The sequence below is a fragment of the Anabaena sphaerica FACHB-251 genome (genome assembly GCF_014696825.1).
Lineage (GTDB): Bacteria > Cyanobacteriota > Cyanobacteriia > Cyanobacteriales > Nostocaceae > RDYJ01.
On sequence record NZ_JACJQU010000015.1, the window covers coordinates 109,707 to 132,715 of the forward strand.

At 38.7% G+C, this 23,009-nt stretch carries 20 protein-coding genes and 1 pseudogene; 9 read left to right on the forward strand and 12 right to left on the reverse strand.

Annotated elements, in window-relative coordinates:
• Nucleotide 1: 1 nt before the first annotated feature.
• The 9 genes from H6G06_RS20465 to H6G06_RS27880 all read right to left on the reverse strand — a co-directional run bounded on the left by H6G06_RS20465 (nucleotide 2) and on the right by H6G06_RS27880 (nucleotide 10,938).
• Nucleotides 2-2,593, reverse strand: coding sequence for a two-partner secretion domain-containing protein (locus H6G06_RS20465; protein WP_190563456.1), 2,592 nt, complete (start codon nucleotides 2,591-2,593; stop codon nucleotides 2-4).
• A gap of 478 nt (nucleotides 2,594-3,071) precedes the next feature.
• Nucleotides 3,072-4,241, reverse strand: a complete 1,170-nt coding sequence (locus H6G06_RS20470; protein ID WP_190563457.1) for a baeRF3 domain-containing protein — start codon at nucleotides 4,239-4,241, stop codon at nucleotides 3,072-3,074.
• Between the two features lie 459 nt (nucleotides 4,242-4,700).
• Entirely contained in the window at nucleotides 4,701-5,360 is a 660-nt protein-coding gene (locus H6G06_RS20475) for a DUF1361 domain-containing protein (protein ID WP_190563459.1), read from the reverse strand.
• A gap of 69 nt (nucleotides 5,361-5,429) precedes the next feature.
• Nucleotides 5,430-5,909, reverse strand: a complete 480-nt coding sequence (locus H6G06_RS20480; protein WP_190563509.1) for a hypothetical protein — start codon at nucleotides 5,907-5,909, stop codon at nucleotides 5,430-5,432.
• A 451-nt stretch (nucleotides 5,910-6,360) separates the two neighbouring features.
• The gene (locus tag H6G06_RS20485; RefSeq protein WP_190563461.1) at nucleotides 6,361-7,125 is read right to left on the reverse strand and encodes an energy-coupling factor ABC transporter ATP-binding protein; all 765 of its coding nucleotides are present in this window, start codon (nucleotides 7,123-7,125) and stop codon (nucleotides 6,361-6,363) included.
• A gap of 96 nt (nucleotides 7,126-7,221) precedes the next feature.
• Nucleotides 7,222-7,875 (reverse strand): energy-coupling factor transporter transmembrane component T family protein, encoded by a 654-nt coding sequence (locus H6G06_RS20490; protein WP_190563463.1) that lies wholly within the window; start codon nucleotides 7,873-7,875, stop codon nucleotides 7,222-7,224.
• Complete coding sequence (locus H6G06_RS20495; RefSeq protein WP_190563465.1) at nucleotides 7,868-8,791, reverse strand: energy-coupling factor ABC transporter permease; 924 nt, start codon at nucleotides 8,789-8,791, stop codon at nucleotides 7,868-7,870. The genes H6G06_RS20490 and H6G06_RS20495 overlap by 8 nt, the downstream gene beginning before the upstream one ends.
• Nucleotides 8,792-9,416: 625 nt before the next feature.
• Nucleotides 9,417-10,583: a hypothetical protein gene (locus H6G06_RS20500; protein ID WP_190563467.1), complete on the reverse strand. Its 1,167-nt coding sequence runs from the start codon at nucleotides 10,581-10,583 to the stop codon at nucleotides 9,417-9,419.
• A 163-nt stretch (nucleotides 10,584-10,746) separates the two neighbouring features.
• Nucleotides 10,747-10,938: a CbtB domain-containing protein gene (locus H6G06_RS27880; protein WP_190563469.1), complete on the reverse strand. Its 192-nt coding sequence runs from the start codon at nucleotides 10,936-10,938 to the stop codon at nucleotides 10,747-10,749.
• Nucleotides 10,939-11,299: 361 nt separating this feature from the next.
• On the opposite strand from H6G06_RS27880, the gene H6G06_RS20510 reads away from it, so the two are divergent.
• The 5 genes from H6G06_RS20510 to H6G06_RS20530 all read left to right on the forward strand — a co-directional run bounded on the left by H6G06_RS20510 (nucleotide 11,300) and on the right by H6G06_RS20530 (nucleotide 15,809).
• Nucleotides 11,300-12,328 carry a multicopper oxidase domain-containing protein gene (locus tag H6G06_RS20510; protein ID WP_190563471.1) on the forward strand — a complete coding sequence of 343 codons (1,029 nt, stop codon included), beginning with the start codon at nucleotides 11,300-11,302 and terminating at the stop codon, nucleotides 12,326-12,328.
• A 138-nt stretch (nucleotides 12,329-12,466) separates the two neighbouring features.
• Nucleotides 12,467-12,814 (forward strand): transposase family protein, encoded by a 348-nt coding sequence (locus H6G06_RS20515; RefSeq protein ID WP_242039791.1) that lies wholly within the window; start codon nucleotides 12,467-12,469, stop codon nucleotides 12,812-12,814.
• Nucleotides 12,815-13,138: 324 nt separating this feature from the next.
• Nucleotides 13,139-14,176, forward strand: coding sequence for a ComEA family DNA-binding protein (locus tag H6G06_RS20520; protein WP_190563473.1), 1,038 nt, complete (start codon nucleotides 13,139-13,141; stop codon nucleotides 14,174-14,176).
• Nucleotides 14,177-14,357: 181 nt separating this feature from the next.
• Entirely contained in the window at nucleotides 14,358-14,792 is a 435-nt protein-coding gene (locus H6G06_RS20525; protein ID WP_190563475.1) for a ferritin-like domain-containing protein, read from the forward strand.
• A 69-nt stretch (nucleotides 14,793-14,861) separates the two neighbouring features.
• Nucleotides 14,862-15,809: an FTR1 family iron permease gene (locus H6G06_RS20530; protein WP_190563477.1), complete on the forward strand. Its 948-nt coding sequence runs from the start codon at nucleotides 14,862-14,864 to the stop codon at nucleotides 15,807-15,809.
• A 208-nt stretch (nucleotides 15,810-16,017) separates the two neighbouring features.
• On the opposite strand, the gene H6G06_RS20535 is transcribed toward H6G06_RS20530, so the two are convergent.
• Both H6G06_RS20535 and H6G06_RS20540 read right to left on the reverse strand, forming a co-directional pair.
• Nucleotides 16,018-16,896 (reverse strand): ABC transporter substrate-binding protein, encoded by an 879-nt coding sequence (locus tag H6G06_RS20535; RefSeq protein WP_190563479.1) that lies wholly within the window; start codon nucleotides 16,894-16,896, stop codon nucleotides 16,018-16,020.
• An 84-nt stretch (nucleotides 16,897-16,980) separates the two neighbouring features.
• Nucleotides 16,981-17,565: a molybdenum cofactor guanylyltransferase gene (locus H6G06_RS20540; RefSeq protein ID WP_190563481.1), complete on the reverse strand. Its 585-nt coding sequence runs from the start codon at nucleotides 17,563-17,565 to the stop codon at nucleotides 16,981-16,983.
• A gap of 99 nt (nucleotides 17,566-17,664) precedes the next feature.
• Here H6G06_RS20540 and H6G06_RS20545 point away from each other — a divergent pair, with 99 nt between their 5' ends.
• From H6G06_RS20545 to H6G06_RS20555, 3 genes and pseudogenes are all read left to right on the forward strand, one after another.
• Complete coding sequence (locus H6G06_RS20545; RefSeq protein ID WP_190563483.1) at nucleotides 17,665-17,856, forward strand: hypothetical protein; 192 nt, start codon at nucleotides 17,665-17,667, stop codon at nucleotides 17,854-17,856.
• A gap of 17 nt (nucleotides 17,857-17,873) precedes the next feature.
• A complete protein-coding gene (locus tag H6G06_RS20550) occupies nucleotides 17,874-18,230 on the forward strand; it encodes a tetratricopeptide repeat protein (RefSeq protein WP_190563485.1) in 357 nt (118 codons plus the stop codon).
• A gap of 117 nt (nucleotides 18,231-18,347) precedes the next feature.
• Nucleotides 18,348-18,833, forward strand: a pseudogene (locus H6G06_RS20555) (DUF29 family protein); the annotation flags it as partial.
• A 252-nt stretch (nucleotides 18,834-19,085) separates the two neighbouring features.
• Here H6G06_RS20555 and H6G06_RS20560 read toward each other — a convergent pair.
• On the reverse strand, nucleotides 19,086-21,143 hold the full coding sequence (locus tag H6G06_RS20560) for a thioredoxin domain-containing protein (protein WP_190563487.1): 2,058 nt from the start codon (nucleotides 21,141-21,143) through the stop codon (nucleotides 19,086-19,088).
• A gap of 1,061 nt (nucleotides 21,144-22,204) precedes the next feature.
• Between H6G06_RS20560 and clpP the strand changes: the two genes are divergently transcribed.
• Nucleotides 22,205-22,810 (forward strand): ATP-dependent Clp endopeptidase proteolytic subunit ClpP, encoded by a 606-nt coding sequence (gene clpP / locus H6G06_RS20565; RefSeq protein ID WP_190563489.1) that lies wholly within the window; start codon nucleotides 22,205-22,207, stop codon nucleotides 22,808-22,810.
• Nucleotides 22,811-23,009: the final 199 nt, after the last annotated feature.

Consider the following 23,009-nt stretch of genomic DNA (forward strand, 5'->3'; position numbering starts at 1 on the left):
ATCAACGTGTAGAACAAGCCGTCTCAGCTAAAATCGGACTATGGGGTAAAACATTAGCAGCTTGAGCAACCAAGTGAACTTGTCCCTTGACATCAACAACCCATCCTTGCGCTTCTACAATTTCTGTCGGCAGATTGCTAGTAACACTTACAGGTTGCATATCTTTGTTACTTTCGTGACTAGGCACTAGTGCCGCATGATGAAAATAACTATCCTGTGAAAAAAGCTGATAGAGCTTGCTTTCTTCAGTCCTCGCTTCTGGCACTAGTTCTACTAAATCAACTAATGCTGTTATCCCCGTCAGTAAATCATTGGGATTAGATGGTAATCCACCACGACCAATTATTGTAAATTTATTTTCTTGATTGGCGAATTTGCTACCAGCACCACATCTCTGGGCAACCTGATTATCAGTATCAATTACACTTGTGGAGAGATTTATTGAGCCTTGATTGGGGTCAGCTGACAACTGGTTAATTTCTACCGTACCACTAAACTCTGCACTGGCTCCAGTCGCAGTAATATCACTTTCTGGAGTCACCTGATCTCGAAACTGTGTACCAAAGATACCTTGAGCAGTAATTTTCACCTGACCACCACGAAAATCAGTAGAATTGGCAGTAATATCACTGTTTTCTAAAGCTGCTAAAACAGCAGTATTAATAGTGATATTGCCACCAATGATATTGTTACCAGTAGCATTAGTAGTGATTTTGCTGCCATTACGCATAATCAAAGCTTGAGAGTTCAAATTAATACTAGCCTGTTCTTGATTAAGACCAGTGGTATTGCTGCGGCTATTACCAGTAATAGTAGCAAAGTTTTCCATGAGGATAGAATCAGCCTTTAAGCTCAGACTCCCAGCATTTCCAGTTCCTAAAGCCTCCACAGTGATTGTAGCGTGATCTAGGATGTGCAGGGTACTAGTGCTAACTTTTATATCTCCTGCCGACCCAGTTGCACGTAAACCAGAACTGGCAAAAAAGCCACTAGATAATACATGACTATCAGTACCAAATAGTTGTATATCAGAAGCATTGACTGTCAAATTTCCCCCATTCCCAGAGCCAAAAGTGGAGGCTGATATATTAGTCTTATCCCTTAAAGTTAATTCTCTGGTATTTATTTCTACATTACCAGCCTTGCCACTACTCAAGGTAGAAGAGTTGATATTAGTGTTGATAAGTTTATCAATACTTGGTTGCAAAAAAGATTGACCAGGAGTTAGCTCTAGTGATTCAGAAGCATAAATGCTAATATCACCAGCTTTCCCCGTACCGAAAGAAGTACTGGCAATAATCCCACGCTTCTGAAGAAGCAAATTTCCTGTTTTAATACTGATGTTACCAGCATCTCCAACTCTTGCCAGCGGATTTGCTGTTACCAATAAAGATTCACTTACTTCTACTGAATTAGAGGCACTAACATTTATATCGCCTCCCTTACCCTGTTCAAAAACAGAAACCATTATAATAGCTCCATTTTTGAGGATCAATTTATCTGTATTGATGTTCAGGTCTCCGCTAATTCTAGCACCACTACTTAAGATAAAAAAACCATCTAGACCTTGATAAATTTCAGGGCTGGGATCAAGAATTTTTGCCGATTTTTCCTCAAATTCACCAGTACCAATAATTTCTAGAGTATCAGTGGCATTAACTGTTATATTACCTCCTGGTAGTGATCCCCTGGTAGAAGATGTGATGCGCGACCCTTCACTTATTCGCAGATTACCAGTTTGTATCTGTATCTCTCCCCCTCCGATGCCACTGGTATCAACATCGGTTTTAGCAGTCAGTTGAATGTTGCCAAATTTATTGATGCCATCATAATTTAAGGAAAATATTTGATTGGTAGATGTAAGTTTTACTAAACTTGTTTCTTTCACACTACCTAATTCTAATCTGCCTCCATTTGTTTTGATTATTGCACCTTCTAAGTTGATATCACCACCGACTAAAGCTAAGGTTTGATTTGGTTGTATTTGTAATCCATTTTTAGCCTGTACCTGAATTTTTCCCTGATTAGTGCCAAATTGCAAGCCGATAGGAGTAGTAATAGTTAATAGGGGTGTGCTTTGAGCAGCTTTGTTACTAAACTGTGTACCATCTGCAAATTTGATGCTGTTCGCTGTACTCGCTACAAATGAACCATTAATGTTTAAAGTGGCATTGTTACCAAATACAATCCCGTTGGGGTTAATAAAAAACAGGTTGGCACTACCATTAGCACGAATTAAACCATCAATATAAGAAATATTGTTACCTGTAACTCTGATCAGGATGTTTTGAATTTCTAAGCCGTTATTAAATATGGCTTGTCCGTTTGTGGATATAGAAAATTCTTTGAAGCTGTGAAATAGATTTGAATCTCTAACTGTACCACCGTTAATTTGACAGACTTGGCAACCTGGTTGTACTTGAGAGTTATTTGGAAGGGTATTGTCAGGAAGTATTTGGGCTGTAGCTTTTTTGGTAAAGAAGGGGGAAATCAGCAATGTTATAAAATACAAGATTAAAAATGAAAAGGTAGATTTATTAGTGACTTTAGTTTGGTTATTCATTGGCTCTACAAAGGTGTTGTTGAAAGCCATTAATTAGTCGCTTGTTCATTAGTAAGAATCCACGAAACATCTGTAGAATCAACAATTGTCCATTCACTCTCTTGCTCAATTCTATCTTGCAAATTTGCTTCTATTTTTAGATAGATTCAAGCCCAATCGACTTATACAGTTGTACAGGTTGATTAGCTCAATATTATCCGTATACCCCAACCTATCAATACTTCGCGTATTTATAGCAGAAGGCAAGAGGCAATATTGCTCTCATGCAAGAGTAAAACCCTTGTTATTTTTTGGTTTCAAGGACTAATCATGTCCTAATTATCCTAGCTACAGCTATATTATATCCTTCTTGTTTTCACTATGGCGATAGGTTTACGAGTATCTAAATCTACTAACACCGCTTTGGTATTTCTTTGCCCTTTCACCAAAGCAATTAATCACGGTTTTTAATTTCACGCAACCACGGTAGATAGCTCCCCAACTTCTCAAAGAAATTGGGGATGTGTAATTAATATCTAAAAATTGCTGTCACTGTTGACCCATTGGGCATTTCTTCCGATTCAAGTGTATAAACTCTGCCACCATTTAATAGTGTATGAACAGCTGCAAAATCCAACATATCTTGATCATCTGGTTCTGGCTCTGGGTGTAAATCCACAGTCGTATTTTCAGGATCAAATTTTCCCCATTTCTGTTCATCTAATGAGACAAATAAAGAATCAACTCGGTGATAGTAAGCCGCCGGAATAATTTCTTTAATATCACTAGCAGCCTTTCCAGTACCTTCACCTGCTAATTGTTGATAAAGTTCTATTGCGGCCTTTTTGTCTTGCTGGAATGAAGGAGAAACAATTCGCCAAGCCTCATCATGTAATTGTTCGAGATTGATAATTTCTGGATTACCATTGATGGTTTCTTCTAACAAATGAGGATAGGTATTTGCTTCTTGATAAATTGGGAAAAGATACTCTACTCCTGCTAACACTAAAGGCGCTTTTTCATCCCTTAATTTCTCATGCAATGCTTCATCAACAGCGTAACAGAATTGTAAAATATCTGTTTGATGCTTATCTTGATCAGGACTTCCTTGACCGTGAACTGAACCGGGGTGTTGAAAAGGATTAGCGGTTCCCCCTTTAGATGTAGCAATGCGATGTTGTACCCCTTTTTGAATGTTATCTTCTAAAAGAGCCGCTTCTAAATTTGGTGGCATATTTTCCACTTGCACTTCATTCAAGCTATACCCTGTGCCTGCAAAAAATTTAACATCTTTCTGACTCAAAGCCAAGACATAAAATTTTCCATCATTGTTAATAAGATTTAGTAACGGCTTGATGTGAAATTGCTCGTTAACAACAACTAGTTCCGGAAATTCAACTGGTAAACAATAGTAACGAAATAGATTAGGGGAAATAAAAATTACCAATCCCTGATCTTGGTGTTCCCAAAAATTACCCCTATCCAGTTCCATGGCTGGCTGGAGAAAATTTACCGCCTCAGTGTGTCTTATCCCCATTGCTTCCAAGCGTTGTTCTGCCTCGCGAATTAAATTTTTAAAGCGAATGGGATTTTGTCGAATTTCTGCCCCTGCTTTTTGTGTAGGCATATATACAGATACAGATGGGGATTGGGGATTTTCTACTAAAGTTTTGAGTTCATCAATTGATAACAATGCCATATTATTCGTTCCACGTTCAAAAGTTTGGAGAATATACAGCAGGAGTCAGGAGTCAGGAGTCAGGAGTAAAACTGGCTTTGTGTATAGGTTTCAATTTAGATTCTGTACCTCATGGATCTGCAATCTGCTGTATGTTTATTTCAACCTCTGACGCGGTAGACTTGCATCTTTCTTTTGATAAGAAATTATGCCCGTGTTATTCCCTTCTTTAGATAGAGTTTTGATAAATATAGCCATGGACAGGGTGGTTAGGACATCAATTGATAATGAAACTCCCACTACAAAAGGATTTTACTCCTGACTCCTGACTCCTGACTCCTGCTATATATTGTGCATCGGGCATCATACCCGACTTAATGATGTTAGTAATTTGATATGTGGTGAAAAATAATATGGAGAGGTTACATGGAAAGTCTCTACAATGGTTCTGGAGAAAGCACATTTACATTTTGTTTATGTCTATGATCCATGATCATGGATATGAGAATGATTGGGTTGTGAATTGATATCTTTATTTACAAAACCCAAAGTCACTCGTTTCATCAGCCAGTACAACCCGCAAAGAATCACAAAGGTAATAGCTATAATTACCAAGGGTTGTTTACCAAGAAGTTCTTCAACACCTCTAGTCAGTATTGCATCTGGCTGAGTAATAAAATCCCAACTGTTAAAACGCAAGAAACGACCCCAATAAATACCTATGGCGTTGAGAGCATGAGTTATCAATTCAATACTTAAAATCCATTTACTCTTACCAATACGGTGCAAGTAGTGACCTAAATTGATGAGGGAGACTACATAAGCTTCAAATCCAGCTAAAATTACTACCAAATAAACAGGAAGTAATACTAATGTAATCATCCACACCGATTGAATATTGCGGATATCATCGATTAAGTGAATGACATCAGTTAATAAATAAGGGGCATTAGGTAAAAAGGCATAGAACACTAAGAAGCCAAGCCACCAAACCCAAGAGCGTCCGCGTTGAGTGCGAAACAGCCAAACACTCAAAGCCAAAGGAATAAAAGCCAGAAATAAGTTCCAAGTCATCCACCGTATATTGATTTGTAATAAGTGGGTAACTTTGGCTATCACTTCAATTAATTCTGCTTTCATACGCAATAAGTGTTATTGGATTTATAGATCCCCGACTTCTTTGAGAAGTTAGGGATATGGGTATTATGTTTATTGGGTTTTACTACAGTACTTGTTCAGTTGATTCCCGAAAGCATCTGATTCTTTACCAGCAGATTTAGCTGCTGCTGTCAGTGATGAATCTATGTCTGTTCTCGCTTTTCGGATTTTTTCTATCCCAGATGAGGAAGCTTCTGCTGTTTTAGTTGTACCCAGAGCCTGACCTGCTGTAGCGATCGCTTGACTAAGATTATCAAAAACTTTCGCAAAACTGCTTTGAAATTCTTGGAGTTTGGGGTCTACTAATTTTAGTTCTTGAATAGACTTGGTAATATTTTGCAAGTCTTTGGAGAGCTGCAAACTGGTTGTCACCTGTGTTCCTTTATTGTTATCAATCAAAGAAGTCCCTTGATTAACAACTTTAACCAATCGCTGACACTGGGAGACTTTACTCTCACTGCAACCAGTCATCAACAAAGCAATACTTAGACCAAAGGGAGCAATAATGGGATACTTACGCACGATAAATATGAATATGCCAACAGGAGTAAAATCCCATTCATAGTAACCAATAATTTAGCAGTTGTGGTGAAAGTCTAACATTCAGTAGATGATAAGGTTATCTGTTTAGGCAAGGTGTGGGATCAGTTATCAGTTATCGCTGTTCATTGTTCCCTATTCCCTATTAGACATCTCCAAAAATTAAATATGCGTTTTCCAAAACCCTTGTAGAAACGTTCCATGGAACGTCTCTACATTCTTGGTAAGTAGTCGTGCAAAATAAATTTTATATTTGGGAGAGGGAACTCTTAACAGGGAACTCTTAACAGATAAGAACTACAGAATGTAAAATCTCTGAAAGTCTCTTCCCTCTTGCATGAGTGCCTTTTGCCTCTTGCCTCTTGCCTTGCCATAACGACAATTTTCAACGCCTACCTACTTATGCCTTACGGGAGCCAGAGGCATGATCACGAATTACAAATTACCAGTCTACGGGCAACCCTAACTGGTCTAAGGTTTTGCCATCTTGTAAAAGTGGTTGAATATGGCTGTCTATTTGAATTTGACCAGCAGAGAGGACTAAAGCACGTTGAGTTACTTTACCTAACCAATTTAGGTCATGGGAGGCAATTAACATTACTTGTACGGGCAACTTTAATAATACTTGGGCTAAATGTCGTCGCCATGCGGGATCAAGTCCGGTGGTTGGTTCATCTAAAATGAGAATTGCTGGGTCTAGGGCTAATATGGATGCTAGGGCTGCTAAACGTCTTTGCCCGCCAGAAAGTTCATGGGCAGAACGGTGGGCGTATTCTTCTAGACCGAAATCAGCTAATAATTGTCGTGCTTTATCAATTGCTACTGCTGGTGAGACACCATAGTTCCGTGGTCCAAAGGTGACATCTTCCAAGATGGTGGGCATAAATAATTGGTCGTTGGCATCTTGGAAGGTAAAGCCGATGTGCCTGCGTATTTGAGGTAAGGTATTTGGTTCTACAGGAATGCCATTAATGGTAATTGTGCCACTTTGGGGGTGTTTTAAGCCGATGAGGTTTTCTAGGAGGGTGCTTTTTCCTGAACCAGTTGCACCCATCAAAGCGACGCGATCGCCTGCATTTAAGGCAAAGGAAATTTCTCTTAATACTGGCTGCTGGTGTAAATAGGCATACACCAGGTTTTTCACCTCAACTACAGCAGTATGAGGTCTGGAGATGGAAGTTTGGGGATTAGAAGTTAAGGATGTCAAGATTCACAACTCAAAGATAGGTGATAGGTGATTGGTGATTGGTGATTGGGAAAATTCAAACCTGTTTCGTGTTCCCTGTTAAGAGTTCCCTGTTCCCTATAAAAAATAGGAACTCAAGGTTATACAGGTAGCAGTCATGCCTACTGTTATTAGTGTAAAACGTTCTTTTGGGTTGAGGGTAGAATCTATAGGTAGTTGACCATTGTAACCACGAGTTACCATTGCACCATAAACTCGCTCTGCTCTTTCTAGAGTACGGAGATACAAAGAACCGATCATAGCTGCACTGGCATAACGTAACCATCCTCCCACACCATTTAGTCCTCGTAATTGGGCGCTACGCTGCATTCGCCCTACTTCTGACAGCAAGATTTCTAGATATTGTCCAGCCAGGAGCAAATTTTCTTTTAATGGTGCTGGTATCGGTAAGCCTTTGAGGGCGATGCCGAAACTATGGGGGGGTAAGGTGAGTAAAAAACTGCTCATGACTATTAAACAAATTAGCGATCGCACGAGTAAAAAACTAGCTTTTTCCCATCCCAAGGGTAAAGCTACCAAGGATAGAAAAATTAATTCTGCACCGACTAAACCCCCTAATTTGCGAATGGGGACGCGCAATAGCCACACCCACAAAAGTGCGATCGCACCATACACAAGTAAATTAGACCAGGAATAATGCTTTAAAAAAGCTGACCCAATCACGATGATTAGGGATAATTGCAGACGTAATGGCAAAGAAATTTTAAGCATTCTTAGGTTTCATAACTTTGGCAATTCCAAAAGCTACAGCAAAACACGCTGTAGCACCTACCAACCCGGCAATACTAGTACCGATTTTTCCCAAACCCTCAATGTTGTAATCAGCTAAAGGTGTAGGTACAATTACGCGCACTTTCTCCCCTAAGTGAAGAAAACCCAAGTTTTCTGCTACTTTTTCTAACCCATCAGGCCAAGCGGAAGCAAATAGAGACAACACACCTGCAACCAGCAAAATACTAACGACAGGTATCAACCATCCTCGAAATTTCTGTTCTTCACCTGGTAACAAATCTGGACGTGCTGTTGCTAAATAGGTTAGCACACCTCCAGTGATCAAGCCTTCACCAACCCCGATCAAAATATGTACACCTGTCATGGTGGGTAAAACTATGTTCGCTGGTGCTGTCCCAGAAAGGGCTAGTTCAATGGCACAAGCTATGGCTGCTACCACTACGCTCACACCAGCTGCTATACCTGCCGCTATGGGTAAACGCCCTTTAGAACCACCAAGAAGTCGTTGTAAGGTTTGGGTTAATACCCAAGCTACCCAAACGCCTATTACTCCCATGTTTAAAATATTTGCACCCAAGGCAGTGATACCACCATCAGCAAATAGCACTGCTTGAATAATTAAAACTGTTGCTATACATAACATTCCAGCCCAAGGACTACCTAAAATAATAGCGGCTAAAGCTCCTCCTAATAAGTGGCCGCTAGTGCCTCCCGCTACCGGAAAATTAATCATTTGGGCAGCAAAAATAAAGGCTGTGGTTAACCCTAGTACGGGAGCGCGACGAATGCCAAAAGCTGTTTGCGATCGCCCAAAGGACACAAATAAAGCTACCCCACTGGCTAAACTGGTAGCTGCTGCTACTGGCACTGAAATAAATCCATCTGGTATATGCATGAAAATCCCTATTTTTGCGTTTTCTTTACACTAATTTAAGCAATAGAATTACAACATCAAACGATACCAATTTTATAGCAAACTAAATTTTCCCTATTTTTACAATGCCCCATTGGAGGATTTTTGGGCTGAAACTTAGGGAATATTTATAATAAAAAATACATTCAAACTTGTATTTATTTGTGAAAATATAAATATTTGTAAAGTTCTGTAAAAAATCAGCTTCCTGACTTATTTAAAAAGTTGGGAATCTGAATCTTTAGAATTAATTAATTAAGCATGAATTATGTTTTCAATATCATCTGCTGTAGCTCAACCTTCCATTATTTATTGAAAATATGTATTAAGGGGTCTATCTTTAGTGACGGTTTTTGAAATAATTTTGTCATTTTCAGGACTGACGCAACTGGCATATTAGTAAGGTGCGTCAGATGTGAAAAATCGTTTAGTGACAGGATTTATGCAGTCTGACTCACCCCGCAAGAGATATGTAAATAACCAGAATGTCTACCACCATTTTGACTTGTGCGCTGATTTTATTTCTGAAAAAAAGCGCATCTTCATCAAAAATCGGTATGAGGTGGACAATGCACACCCTGGGACGAAAAAGTAACTTTTAATCTTACTAATTTCCCCTAACTGGTGGTTGTCTACGTTGCTGTATTAACAATCCAATTGTCATCCCAATGCCAACAATTGCTGTAAAATAAAATAAACTAATCAACCTTGTGGATATTGGTGGTGCTATCCCCTCAACTTCTACTAATTTCCCTACCTTTACAGGTAAAAATTGACGCGGAGAATCTTTGACAGGAGTAGCTTCTATTTCAACTTTATGAGGAGCGCCATCAAAAAATTGTTCTTGCCATATTAACTTCCCTTCTTGATTCGGAAATCCTTGATAAGTAAATACTGTTAAATCATTTTCTAAAGCAATAGTTTTCACATTTAAAACCACATCTTTAATTGCTTCTCCTGTATTGCTATCCTGCACCTCAACCGCTAAATTAGCAACTTTCCCTACAGTGGCGTTTTTGTCCCCTAAAACCTTAACTTCCAATCCTTGATTTTTCTGCACTGATGGGGCAATATTTTCTGTTTTGTGTTCATGTTCACTACCATGAGCTTCTGCAACTTCCGCAGTTATGTTAATAAATAATAAAGTGACAATCGCCACAGTCGTTAATGCACTTAATAACAAACGTACAGACTGAGGTGCAATTTCCCCTTCTCTCAGTTCCTCTTGTCCACCAATCACCCAACCACCTAACAAACCCACTGAAAATAAAATAGCCGCAACCACAGCCAAATATTTATATTTAATGGGATTTTCTCGCACATTTAAATTTAAACTTGCTTGATAAGGAGCAAAAGCATTCTTAACTAAAGGTGACACATTCACTTTTAATTGATAATTACCCCGAATCGGTAAAATCTGCTGAATTTCCAACTTACCATCCGGTGCAGCAGCTTCAATTTCTAACAGCTTTGTACCTTCAACAATAGGAAAATCTGTTGTTAACCAAGGATTACGGGGTGGTGTGAGAATTTCTAAATTAATTAAGGAATTTTCTAAGGATTTACCCGCAGCATCAACAGCTTGGAATGTGAAATTTACAGGAGATTGTTGTTTTTGCGTTCCTGCTTCAAAAGGAAGAATTTGTAATAATGGTGGGTTAGTTGAAAGTAATACTTGAGATTTAGGAATTTGGGCAACGCCCACAAAAGAATAAATAATTGATAGAGCAATAAAAACAGCACTAATAAATCCAAACAGGCGATATTTTTTCATCAGATTTTCTTCCCATAACTTATGATATGATTTGCATTTATTTTTAAGGAATGTAGAGATGCTTTTTTGACATCTCTACAAAACTTAAAATTTGGATTTGACAAGCAACAAAATTGGCGCAAAATTCACGCCCTTTTCAAAACCATCTTGTAACTATGATCCTTTAGTGACAAGCAACACCTAATGTATGGTGACGCGCTGAGTGTGCTGTATTATGAGCCGGAGGATAGTTGGAGAAAAAGACAGTCCAGATGACTAAAGACGATAACATCATATACAGCGTTACCTGAACAGGCTTAGATAGAGTAATACCTGCGGTCTTTTGCAATACTGAACTAGGAGAAAAAGCAGTCATTTTGGACCTCCCATAATTAGTTTAGGTAATCTATCAAATTAAAAGATATTTTGCCACTTAATTGCAAAAAAGATAGCGGATAGACTTTATATTGGATAATAGAGTATAAATTGTATTATATAAGTGAATCCGCGTATTTACATATCAGATAAATTTTTCTTCGTAGTGTTCGCATAGCGTCTCGTAGAAAGGGATTTATCGCTCTCTAGCAAGTTTTTAAAGGGCTAAAACCCTTACCCTTACTACAAGCTTTTTTATGGTTTCGATAATTATTGACAATGATTCTTAATTCCTATATTATACACAGAGATAATTGCAAATTATTTGCAATTTCCTTTATGCGCTTACCCTAATGAATCTCATGTCTGACAACTTTACTCTGGGTAAAGAGAAATTTTGGAATCGCCGTCAATTGCTAAAACTGGGGATAGCCGCTGGTGGTACGATTGGTGCAGCTGCACTTTGGCAGATGATGAATGTAAAAAACCATGCCAAGGTTAGAATTCCATCAATGGAAATGGACGCATCTACTAACAATGGTGTCAACCCCATGCAGATGCTACGCAATTTCGATTATGGAACACTCAAGCAAGAAAATGGCCGCACTATTCGAGAATTTCAGTTAACTGCTGGTACTTCCACAATTCAGCTTAACAGTGCTGTCTCATACAATATTTGGGATTTAAATGGTCGTATCCCTGGTCCAACGTTACGGGCAAAAGCAGGGGAACGGGTACGAGTATTATTTCTCAATAAAGCTGGACATTCCCATTCTTTGCATTTTCATGGGGTTCATCCTTCAGATATGGATGGGGTGCGTCCAATTAGTAACGGTAAAGCAACTATATATGAATTTGATGCTGAACCCTATGGCGTTCACTTGTATCACTGCCATATTCAACCAGTTACCCGTCACATTGCTAAGGGTTTGTATGGAATGTTTATTATTGATCCTCCTAAACCCCGTCCCCCTGCTGATGAAATTGTACTGGTAATGTCTGGGTATGATGTGAATGATGATAACCGGAATGAATATTACGCATTTAATGGTGTGCCGCATCACTATATGCACCATCCTATCCAGATTTATCAAAATCAATTAATTCGGTTATATGTTCTAAATATTATTGAATTTGACCCAGCTGTAACGTTTCACCTCCACGCCAATTTTTTTGATGTTTATCGTTCTGGGATGACTATGACTCCCAGTGAAAAAACGGATGTTTTAACTATGGGTGTTGCAGAAAGGCACATTTTGGAATTTGCGTTTCGTTATCCGGGTAAGTATATGTTTCATCCGCATCAGGATGCTGTGGCTGAAAACGGATGTATGGGACAGTTTGAAGTCATAGCTGAAAAAGATACTAAAACTCCCGTCAAGCAAACCTGACCTAACTTTTGAGTATCGTTGCCAATATTCTTTTCTCTCAATTTTGAGAATAATTTGCATTTGTAGAAGCAAATTATCACTTGTGCTTACTTGTAGCAATTTAAAGCAGGGTGTTAAGCCATAAGGAAAAACGTAAAAATGGAAGAAAATTTAAGCAATTTACTAAACTTACCAGGAGTAACAGTAGAATTTTGGCATTATTCACACAGTTCCGTTAGTTTTAATTTGAGCATTATTGTCTCAGGAATTCACTGTCCTCATTGCCGTAAATATACAGCAGAATTACATCAAGTTAGACCTATTTTAGTTAGAGATTTACCCACTTTTGGTAAACAAGTTTACTTGAATTTACCGCGTCGTCAGTTTTATTGTCGATTTTGTCAACGTTACGTCACAGAACAACTAGAATTTATTAATTGGCGCAGAAAGTACACAAAAAGATACGAAGATTCCAGGCGTTCACCTGGGAATGAGTATCTGAATTAAGTAGGTAGGCGTTGAAAATTATCGTTGTGGCAAGGCAAAAGGCAAGAGGGGAGAGACTTTTAGAGATTTTACATTTTGTTACATACCTTGGTTTTTTTCTGCCAACTTACTTAGATTACTTAGATTATAAGTGTTAATGTTTGGGACTTAACCAATGTATGTTAAAAAATGATTAAATTATACTCCTAATCCATTCAATTAGTTGATAAAGATTAGCATTTATGCTAAATCAAGATAGATTACTAATCATAATACTTATCACTTTTATAAATTTTTGACTATACAGCCAAAAACCTGCACCTAATCCCCCATACTGGAGTAAAAATGATTAAATCTCGTTACATATTATTATCTATTGCAGCGTGTGTTATAGTTTTTCTGAGTTCTTGTTCAGAAAACACACCCACAGCAGAAACTCCATCTACACCAGCAGCTAACACTACTGCTCAAGTTAAGGAAGCAAGCGTCCACAGTGGTCACGGTGGGAAAGCCAAAATTAATATCAATAGTGCTATTTTGTCCGAATTGGATAAATTTGAAGCTAAACTCGGTGTTCCAGCGTTATCTAACAAAATTCAAGCTAGTCGTCCCTATGCGTCTCCAGAAGATTTAGTCAGCAAAAAAGTCATTACTCAGCAGCAGTTTGACGAAATTAAAGATATGGTAACTGTTGAGGAAGTGGTACTCTCAGGAGAAGCGAAAGATGTTGACTACATGACAAAATTGGGATTAATGAAAGGACATCTTTTAGTAGCCAAAGAACTCCTAGAGCAAAATCAGCCGAAACAAGCCGAACCCCATATTGGACATCCAGTTGAAGAGATTTATGTTGATGTTGAAGAGCAACTAAATGAACGCAAAGTCAAAGAATTTAAAACGAATTTGGTGAGTTTGACTGACTTAGTCAAATCTAATCCTAAAGATGCCAAAATTAAAACTAATTTTACCACTTCGATGGCAAATGTGGATGGTGCGATCGCAGCCTTACCAGCCGAACAACGCTCAAAACAAGAATTTGTGTTACAGGTAATTAATGGGTTGCTAGATGCAGCTAACGCAGAATATGGCGCAGCAGTGGCAAAAGGCAAAATTACCGCACCTATTGAATATCAAGACTCTCGCGGTTTTGTAGTCTACTCCCATGAACTATATAAAACCATTTCTAGCCAAATGGCTCAAGCAAATCCAGAAGCACACAAAGCCATAGATACAGCTTTAACAGAACTGCTGAAAGTTTGGCCTGCTGCTATTCCACCCATCCAAGCGGTGAAAACTCCTGATGATGTTACCAAGTTAGTGAAAACCATAGAGGAAAACACCCAAAAAGTGCTGGAAAAAACTAACACTAAAGCACAAAATTAGTATTTTCACACCCTTGGAAACACAGAATAACAGGTTTAAAATGAGTGAGAAGAGAAGAAATAGTTAGGAGTTAAGAGTCAGGATAGTTTAATTTTTCAACAGATGAGAAGAGTGTAACTTCTAACTCATAACTGATAACTCATCACTCTTCATTTGTAATTCTGCTTATCTTACACAACTGATGCAAGAACTCGACCACCAAAAGACAATTGACATACTCAACGCCATCATGGAATTTGAACTAGCTGGGGTAGTTCGCTACACCCATTATTCCTTGATGGTGACTGGGCCAAACCGCATCCCAATTGTAGCTTTTTTCAAAGCCCAAGCTAGTGAATCTTTGCTTCATGCCCAACAAGTAGGAGAAATTCTCACAGGTTTAGAGGGACATCCTACTCTAAGAATCGCCCCAATGGAAGAAACTTTCAAACATACAGTCAAGGATATCTTGAAAGAAAGTTTATCCCATGAAAAGAAAGCTCTAGATATGTACAAAAGTCTTCTAGAAACCGTCACTGATGCCAGCATCTATCTAGAAGAATTCGCCCGCGGCATGATTGGACAAGAAGAGATGCACAATCTCGAACTGAAAAAAATGTTGCGCGATTTCAGCTAATATTTCCAAGTTATTGGTCACTAGTTCAAGGACTAATGACCAATGACTAATAACTAATGACTAATAAATATGAATTTTAGTACCGCTTTACCTACTTTTGTTATTACCCTCCGCGAAGGAGTAGAAGCTGCCCTGGTTGTGGGTATTGTCCTAGCATTATTAAAAAAAGCCAAACAATCTCGACTGAACCCTTGGGTATATGCTGGTGTTGCTGTTGGTATTGTTGTTAGTGCTTTAATCGGTATTTTATTCACTGGAGTCATTAAATTTTTAGGATCTATTAACCCTCAATACACCTCTGTAGTTGAACCAATATTAGAAGGTGTTTTTAGTTTGTTAGCAATAGTCATGCTGAGTTGGATGCTGATTTGGATGACTAAACAAGCTAGATTTATGAAAGCGCAAGTTGAAGGAGCAGTTACACAAGCATTAACACAAAACTCAAATGCTGGTTGGGGGGTTTTTAGTTTAATTTTAGTTGCTGTAGTGCGCGAAGGTTTTGAAACCGTTTTATTTGTAGCAGCAAATTTTCAACAAGGTTTATTACCCAGTTTAGGCGCACTTGGTGGTTTAGCAGTAGCAGCAACAATGGGTGTTTTGTTATTTAAATGGGGTGTGAAAATTAATATTCGCCAATTCTTCCAATTCATGGGCGTTTTATTAATTTTAATTGTGGCTGGTTTGGTAGTTTCAGCTTTACAACATTTTGATACTGCCATGTCTAGTTTGGCACTTAGCAGTCGCGCATCTGAAAACCTTTGTTTTTATTACGAACACTTTACTAAAGTTCACTCTTGCATCTTAGGTCCAATTGTTTGGAATACTACCAAAATCTTACCTGATGAAAAGTTTCCTGGTATTATTCTTAAATCTTTATTTGGCTACACAGATAAACTCTATTTAGTGCAAGCAGTAGGATATTTGGTGTTTTTACTAAGCATCGGTAGTTTATATTTCCGCAGTATCATGGGTGGAAAAAGTCAAAAACAAAAAAATGTCCCCATTCCTCAAAAATAGCACTAGACCTACTAAGTAAGTGGGCGTTAAAAATTGTCGTTATGACAAGGGAACTCTTAACGGGGAACGGGGAAGAGGGTTTTGGTGAATTTACTTTTTGTTACATACTACTCTTCGAGAAGCCGCTACGCGTCTACGGTTTTTTCCCACCGACTTACTTAAACCCAGATGCCTAACTTCTTGAAGAAGTCGGGGATATATTACTTACTCACAATATTTTCTTCAACTCCTGACAAGTTTTTTCAATCGCATCTATACTACCAGGATTTACTAATCCGTAATAATCAAAAACATACACTCGATTATTTTTAGTGGCTCGTAATTTCTGCCAAAAAGGTTCTTTTTTCAAGGAATCTAAAAGCCTCGGTTCAGCATTAACGACAATTAAAACTTCTGGATTTGCTTCTAATACTTTCTCAGCAGAAAGTGTCACATATCCACCAATGGGACTATTACCTTGTAATTCAGCGGCGATATTTTTCGCTCCAAACTTGGACATTAAATCTCCAGCCCAACTGTTTTTATTTGGTGTTAGAATCGGTTGACGACTTACCAAAATTAACGTAGATGAAGTTTGATTTTGCTGTTCAGGTAAAAGTTTTTTGTAACTAGTTAATAACGGTTGGGGGTCTACATCAATTTTTTTAGCTAGTGTTTTAGTTAATTCTTCTAAAGATTTCCAGCTATTTATTTTTGTGGATAAAGTCGGTATTTTTAACTGCTTGAGTTTTTGCAAAGGTACGTCAGAAAAACCTGCTGCACCAATCACTAAATCTGGTTTCAAAGAAACAATTTTTTCTAAATTTGGTGCATTTTGCCCCTCGCTAACACGAGGAATATCTTTAAATCTAGAGTCATTTTTAAATAAGCTACTACCAGTAATTCCTACTAACTTATTTGGATCTAAATGAGAGATAATATCAGCAGAGAGTGACGAAAGTGCAACAACTCTTTTAGCTGCACTTTTTGGTAATATTTGTTCTGTGATGATATCTGATTCTGCTGATGGTTTTTGATTTGTTGTTGTGGTACAGGAGAATAAGAAAAGAGTTAAGATGAGTGCTATTGCAGATGATTTCCAACGCATAATTATTTTTTTATTATTTTTTCAACGCAGACGAATACAGAGTTCTTTGAGATTACGAGAAAATGATTGTATTCCTATTATGGCTTAAGTAGCTATAAATTGCTGTAAATCTTCTGGGGTATTACAGTTAAATAGCATATCTGGTTCTGATAATGGTAAATGTGCGACTGGATATAATTTCAGCCACTCTTGAAAAGAGCGTCCCCCTTGGTTGAGAAAATCTAATAATAGGGGTAAACAGTGACTGCGATAAAAACCACAAAGAGGTTCCCAACCTTGAGTATTTTTTACTAAACAAGCAATATTTTCTGTTTCTACATTATCTAGTCTATTCACCCAATCTTGCAACACTTCAACTCGCAAGTTGGGTAAGTCACAAGCTAACAATAACACCCATTCTGTTTTTACTTTCTCCAGTCCTTGTGTAAAACCTACTAGGGGTCCTTGTGTGTTACTGAGGTTTTCTTGGATAAATTCACATCCAGGTAACTGCAAATTTTGATATCTGTCTGGCCAGAGTGTGACTATATATATGGTATCAGTGCAACTCTTGGCGACATTGCAAACTTTTTCTAATAAGGGTATTCCCTGAATAGGAATTAAGGCTTTATCTTTTCCCATCCTGGAACTTTTACCACCTGCTAAAACTATGGCGCTTACAGTAGTCATATCAATCCGATAATTTTTAATTATCTGATAGCGTAGCGTGGCGCAAGCCATATTTACTCGGAGAGGGAGGGAACTCTTAACAGGAAACAGAAACTGTTTATGAATAATTTAGGATTGCGATATAAATCCTTTAATATTGTCAATCCTGATACTGACAAAAAACATACCCTCCACTTACAAACAACTACATCCTGTAAATCCTTAAATCCTAGATATCCTGATACTGACAAAAAAAATCTCAATATTTTACGGATGCTGACTCCAGGAGATGTATTAACTATCATCCACTAGGAAACAGTATAAACGCTATGTCTGAATATAATCAAGCAGTTGCTAAAGAGGTCAACCACTTAGCAGCTATCAATAATATAGGGTTCATTAAATATGAACAGGGAGACAAGGAAGCAGCGATTCAACAATGGCAACAAGCCGTAAAAATTAACAATCAATCTGCTGAAGCCACTTTAGCTTTAGCGGTAGCTTTGTATAGTCAAGGAGAACAAAAACAGGCTTATTATTTAGCGGAAACTGCATTAAAGTTAGACAAAAACTTTGCAGAGTTTCACTGGATGAAAAAAAATCTTTGGGGTCAAAGTATGATTACTGATGCTCAGAAATTCCTATCTACTCCTCCAATGAGAACTTTATTATCACAGTTGCGTTAGGATTAATATTTCGTATTATATTTATAATCCCTGATTTTTCCAAATAATTCAGGGATATTATTTTTCATCTTTTTAGCGTAAAATTATCTCATCTAGATAGAGTAGAGTTTAACAACTATGACTCAAGAATTAATAGACCTCAGAAATAGTATTTTACAAGGACGTTACGCAGATGCTTTAGCAATGGTGGACGAATTAGAAGGAATGAGTAAACAAGCTATCCTGGGCAATATCCAATCTTATGTAAGGATTTTGCTCATTCATTTAATTAAAAATCAAATAGAACAGCGTTTAACAAATTCTTGGTCTGCTTCTATTCGTAATTCCATCAGAGAAATTAAAAAGATCAATATTAAATAAAATAAACAATCATACTACATCAATCAAGATGGGTGGGAAAATTTTATTGAAGAAGAAGTGATTGAAGATGCTATCCCTGATGCAAGTTTGGAAGTTATGAATGGGATTTATAACCAATTCCAACTAGCGGAAATAATAGATAGAAAACAGTTAATGACAACTGCTTTAAAATTCCTCAATTTAACTTATTCCTATTCACCTAAAGAATTACCTGCTGTTGTTGCAGAAACATTAACTCAATTAAGTAACTTGGCACAATTAAATATAAAACCTCTCTCCAAACCTCTCCCCTACCAGGGGAGAAGCTTTGACTCCCCCTTCCCTAGTAGGGAAGGGGGCTGGGGGGTTAGGTTTATATTATATTTTTTAACGCCCACTTACTTACCTGGTGGTGAAGATTGGAAAACAGGAAAAAGGTGATCAGTTATCAGGAGTCAGGAGGTAAATTTTTCACCCCATCACCCCATCACCCCATCACCCCATCTCTACTGTCACCTAACCTCTATTTTGACTACGTTGAACCTGTTCCAACAACTCTTCCAAACTCCCTGGTGCAGGAAGACATTTCAACCCTTGACACACTAAACCCACACTTCCCTCCGGTAAATCTGATACCTTGGAAAAAGCAGTAGTTGGTAGATAATTGGACATTAATGGCTTTATCTGCACAGTGGTACTACGAATCAATGTAGAATTACGATACCAATCTAAAGCCGTAAATAAACTAGGACAGGCTTGGGGAGAATCACTCATTACGCCTTTAAAAGCTTTTAATCCTGATTCCGCTAAATCCAGATAATGTAAATTATCAGTGAGTAGGGATAATCTCACTAAATTTGCGATCGCAATCCCATTGGCTGAAGGTGTAGCATTATCCATATAACTACGCTCCCGCACAATTAAATCTTGACTATTGTCGCTAGATGTGTTAAAATAACCACCTAATTCCACACTCCACAGGAATTCATTAAACTCATCTTGGAGAGAAACAGCTTTTTCCAACCAATCAGAATTTTCCAGATCAGCTTGGTGTAAATCCAACAATGCTTTAATAAAAAAAGCGTAATCTTCAGATTGAGCTAACACCGTCGCTTCACCTTCATAATTAAGTCGGTGAAAACGCCCATCTACAAATTGATGATCTAAGATAAACTTAGCTGCTTGTGCTGCTAATTCCAGATAACTTGGTTGTTGGAAAACCTCAGCCGCCCTAGCTAAACCGGAAATCATCAAGCTATTCCAGGCTACAATCATCTTAGTATCAGTCACCGCCGGAATGCGACCTGGCCAGTTAGTCGTTTTCGCTTCCTGATTATCTCGCGCTGGGGGAAAAGTTGCTAAATTTTCCGTTGTCGCACCATAACGCGCAGTAAACAACTTACCCAAAGCAACTTCTAGCGTTTGACTCAGTTCACCGGGATGCAGTCTTTGTAAAACATTCTGACCTTCAAAATTACCATTAACAGTCACAGTAAACTGCTGTTGTAATTCTGTTAGTTCTTCAGGTGTTAACAGTTGTTGTAATTCGCTGTAACTCCAGACATAAAAAGCACCTTCCTCCGGTTCTGCTGCTGTAGAGTTAGTAAAACTATCAGCATCTTGAGCAGCATAAAAATAACCCGTAGGTGCAGTCATTTCTCGCTGTAACCATTTTACAGTTCCAGCCACCGCCCTCTCAAAAGCTGGTTCTTGAATTCCTGCACTCCACAAATCAGCCAGATATTCGACAATCTGACCATTATCGTAAAGCATTTTTTCAAAATGGGGGACAGTCCAAGTGGGGTCAACAGTGTAGCGATGAAAACCACCAGCGACATGATCATAAATCCCACCCAAAGCTAAATCTAATCCTCGTCGAGTACAAACTTGGTTTCCATCATACCGAGATGGAAAATTAAACCGAGTTCCCCGCAATGCCAACTCACAATAGGGGATCATGGGAAAACTATTACCATCCTGCTTAGGATTGATGATCCCAGTGCAGATTTCCCAACCTTTTTGCAATAATTGATGATCTTCAACTTCCTGACTAGCTCCGTTTTGTAATACCGCAGATGTCAGCAAAGCCTCAACAATTACCGCCTTCCGTTGGCGTAACTCTTCCTTTTCCGTATCGTAATAATTGCGTAAAGCTTGTAAAACCTGCAAAAATCCCGGACGACCATAGCGGGGATCAACAGGAAAATAGGTTCCAGCGTAAAACGGGACCAAATCATCTGGAGACAGAAAAACATTGAGAGGCCAACCCCCTTGACCACTCATGATCTGTAAACTCTGCATATAGATACTATCCAGGTCTGGTCGTTCTTCCCGGTCTACCTTGATGGGGAGAAAATTGGCGTTCATATATTGGGCGATCGCCAAATCAGAAAACGCCTCTCCTTCCATCACAGTACACCAGTGGCAGCTAGAGTAGCCAATAGAAAGAAAAATCGGTTTATTTTGCACCCTTGCAGTTGCCAGTGCTTCGTCGCACCAAGACCACCAATCAATCGGGTTTTCGGCGTGTTTGCGGAGATAAAGGCTCTTTGTTTCAGCAAGACGATTAGTCATAATCAAAAAAATTTCTCTTTTATGACCAGTTTAGCTTTTTAAGATTTATCAGTTATAGCAGGAGTCAGGAGTCAGGAGTCAAGAGTAAAACCCTTTTGTAGTGGGAGGGAGTTTCATTATCAATTGATGTTCTAACCACCCTGTCCATGGCTATATCAAGTTTCTTCGCTTCCTGGGGACTACTGGTAATTGGTAATTAATTCATTATTTACTGTCACCTGTTACCTGTCACCTTCTAACATTACTTGAACAAGCGAATCGTTGAACCCAGGACAGGAGTTGGTATTTCCGATACAGGTGATCCGGATTTTGGAGGAATTTGAGTACTAGGGTTTAGTCCTGCGATTAGGTGCAGTAAAAAAGTTATTAAGGCAGCTTGCATAAGTCTTTCCAGCATAGCACTTCTCTCTTGATCAATAGCATTTCAAGTAAGATTGGTTAATCTAAATACACCTCATAGTCCCGATTTACCTGATTTGGAAAATATGTCCGGAATATTAACCAGAAGAAAGTTAAAAATTGTGAAAAAAGTTACTAATACCTGAAAAAGAATTTCGACTAACCTATAGTTGCCAAATCAAGGCAAGCTAATGGATTATGTCAATAGTTAGGGCGCAGTGAGGTAGGGTCAGAATATAACTTAAACTTCAGTTGATTACAGCAGTTTTCGGCTAATTAGACCACAGTGTAGAAACTTGTCATACTCAGTCTTTACACGGGGTTTAAGTTTTTTTTGTGGATCATTTACCAAAAAATCGCTGTAACCTTGCATTTAAGCCTGTTTTCACATCGCCATAATTACTTAGACTTCTATCAGCCTCAAAAAGTGCCTGTAAAAAAATTTTGATTTGAGATATATAATTTTAGATTTACTTCACCAACGAATCTACTTGCACAGAACCGATTATTAGAAAATAGGCTGAAAAACCTGATAGCGTAGCGTGGTGTTAGCCATAGTGAAAACAACAAATCCAACAAGATTTGTGGTTAATTTCCCTATCTCAACACAATCAGCCTGACTCATCGATAGAATAAATTACAAATAGATACAAATACGCTCAATGATTCCTATCGTTATTGAACAATCGGGTCGAGGCGAACGCGCCTTTGATATCTACTCACGGCTGTTACGTGAGCGCATCATTTTTTTGGGACAACAGGTAGATAGCAGTCTTGCTAACCTCATAGTTGCCCAATTGCTGTTTTTAGATTCTGAAGACCCGGAGAAAGACATTTATATGTACATCAATTCTCCTGGTGGTTCAGTGACGGCGGGGATGGGCATTTTTGACACCATGAAGAATATCCGCCCCGATGTCTGTACCATATGTACCGGACTAGCGGCGAGTATGGGCGCTTTCCTATTGAGTGCAGGTGCTAAAGGTAAGCGGATGAGTCTACCTCATTCACGGATTATGATTCACCAACCTTTAGGCGGCGCTCAAGGACAAGCAACTGATATTGAAATTCAGGCACGAGAAATTTTATACCACAAGCGCAAGCTGAATGGATATTTAGCCGAACACACTGGTCAGCCACTAGAGCGTATTGCTGAAGATACTGAACGCGACTTTTTCATGTCTCCAGAAGAAGCCAGAGAATACGGCTTAATCGACCAAGTGATTGACCGGCACTCCGCTGGTAGCCGTCCAATGGTTGTAGTTTAGGGGATTGGGGACTGGGGATTGGGGATTGGGGATTGGGGATTGGGGATTGGGGATTGGGGATTGGGAATAGATAGAAAATTATTCTCCCCTGCTCCTCTGCTCCTCTGCTCCTCTGCTCCCCTGCTCCCCTGCTCCCCTGCTCCCCTGCTCCCCTGCTCCCCTGCTCCCCTGCTCCCCTGCTCCCCTGCTCCCCTGCTCC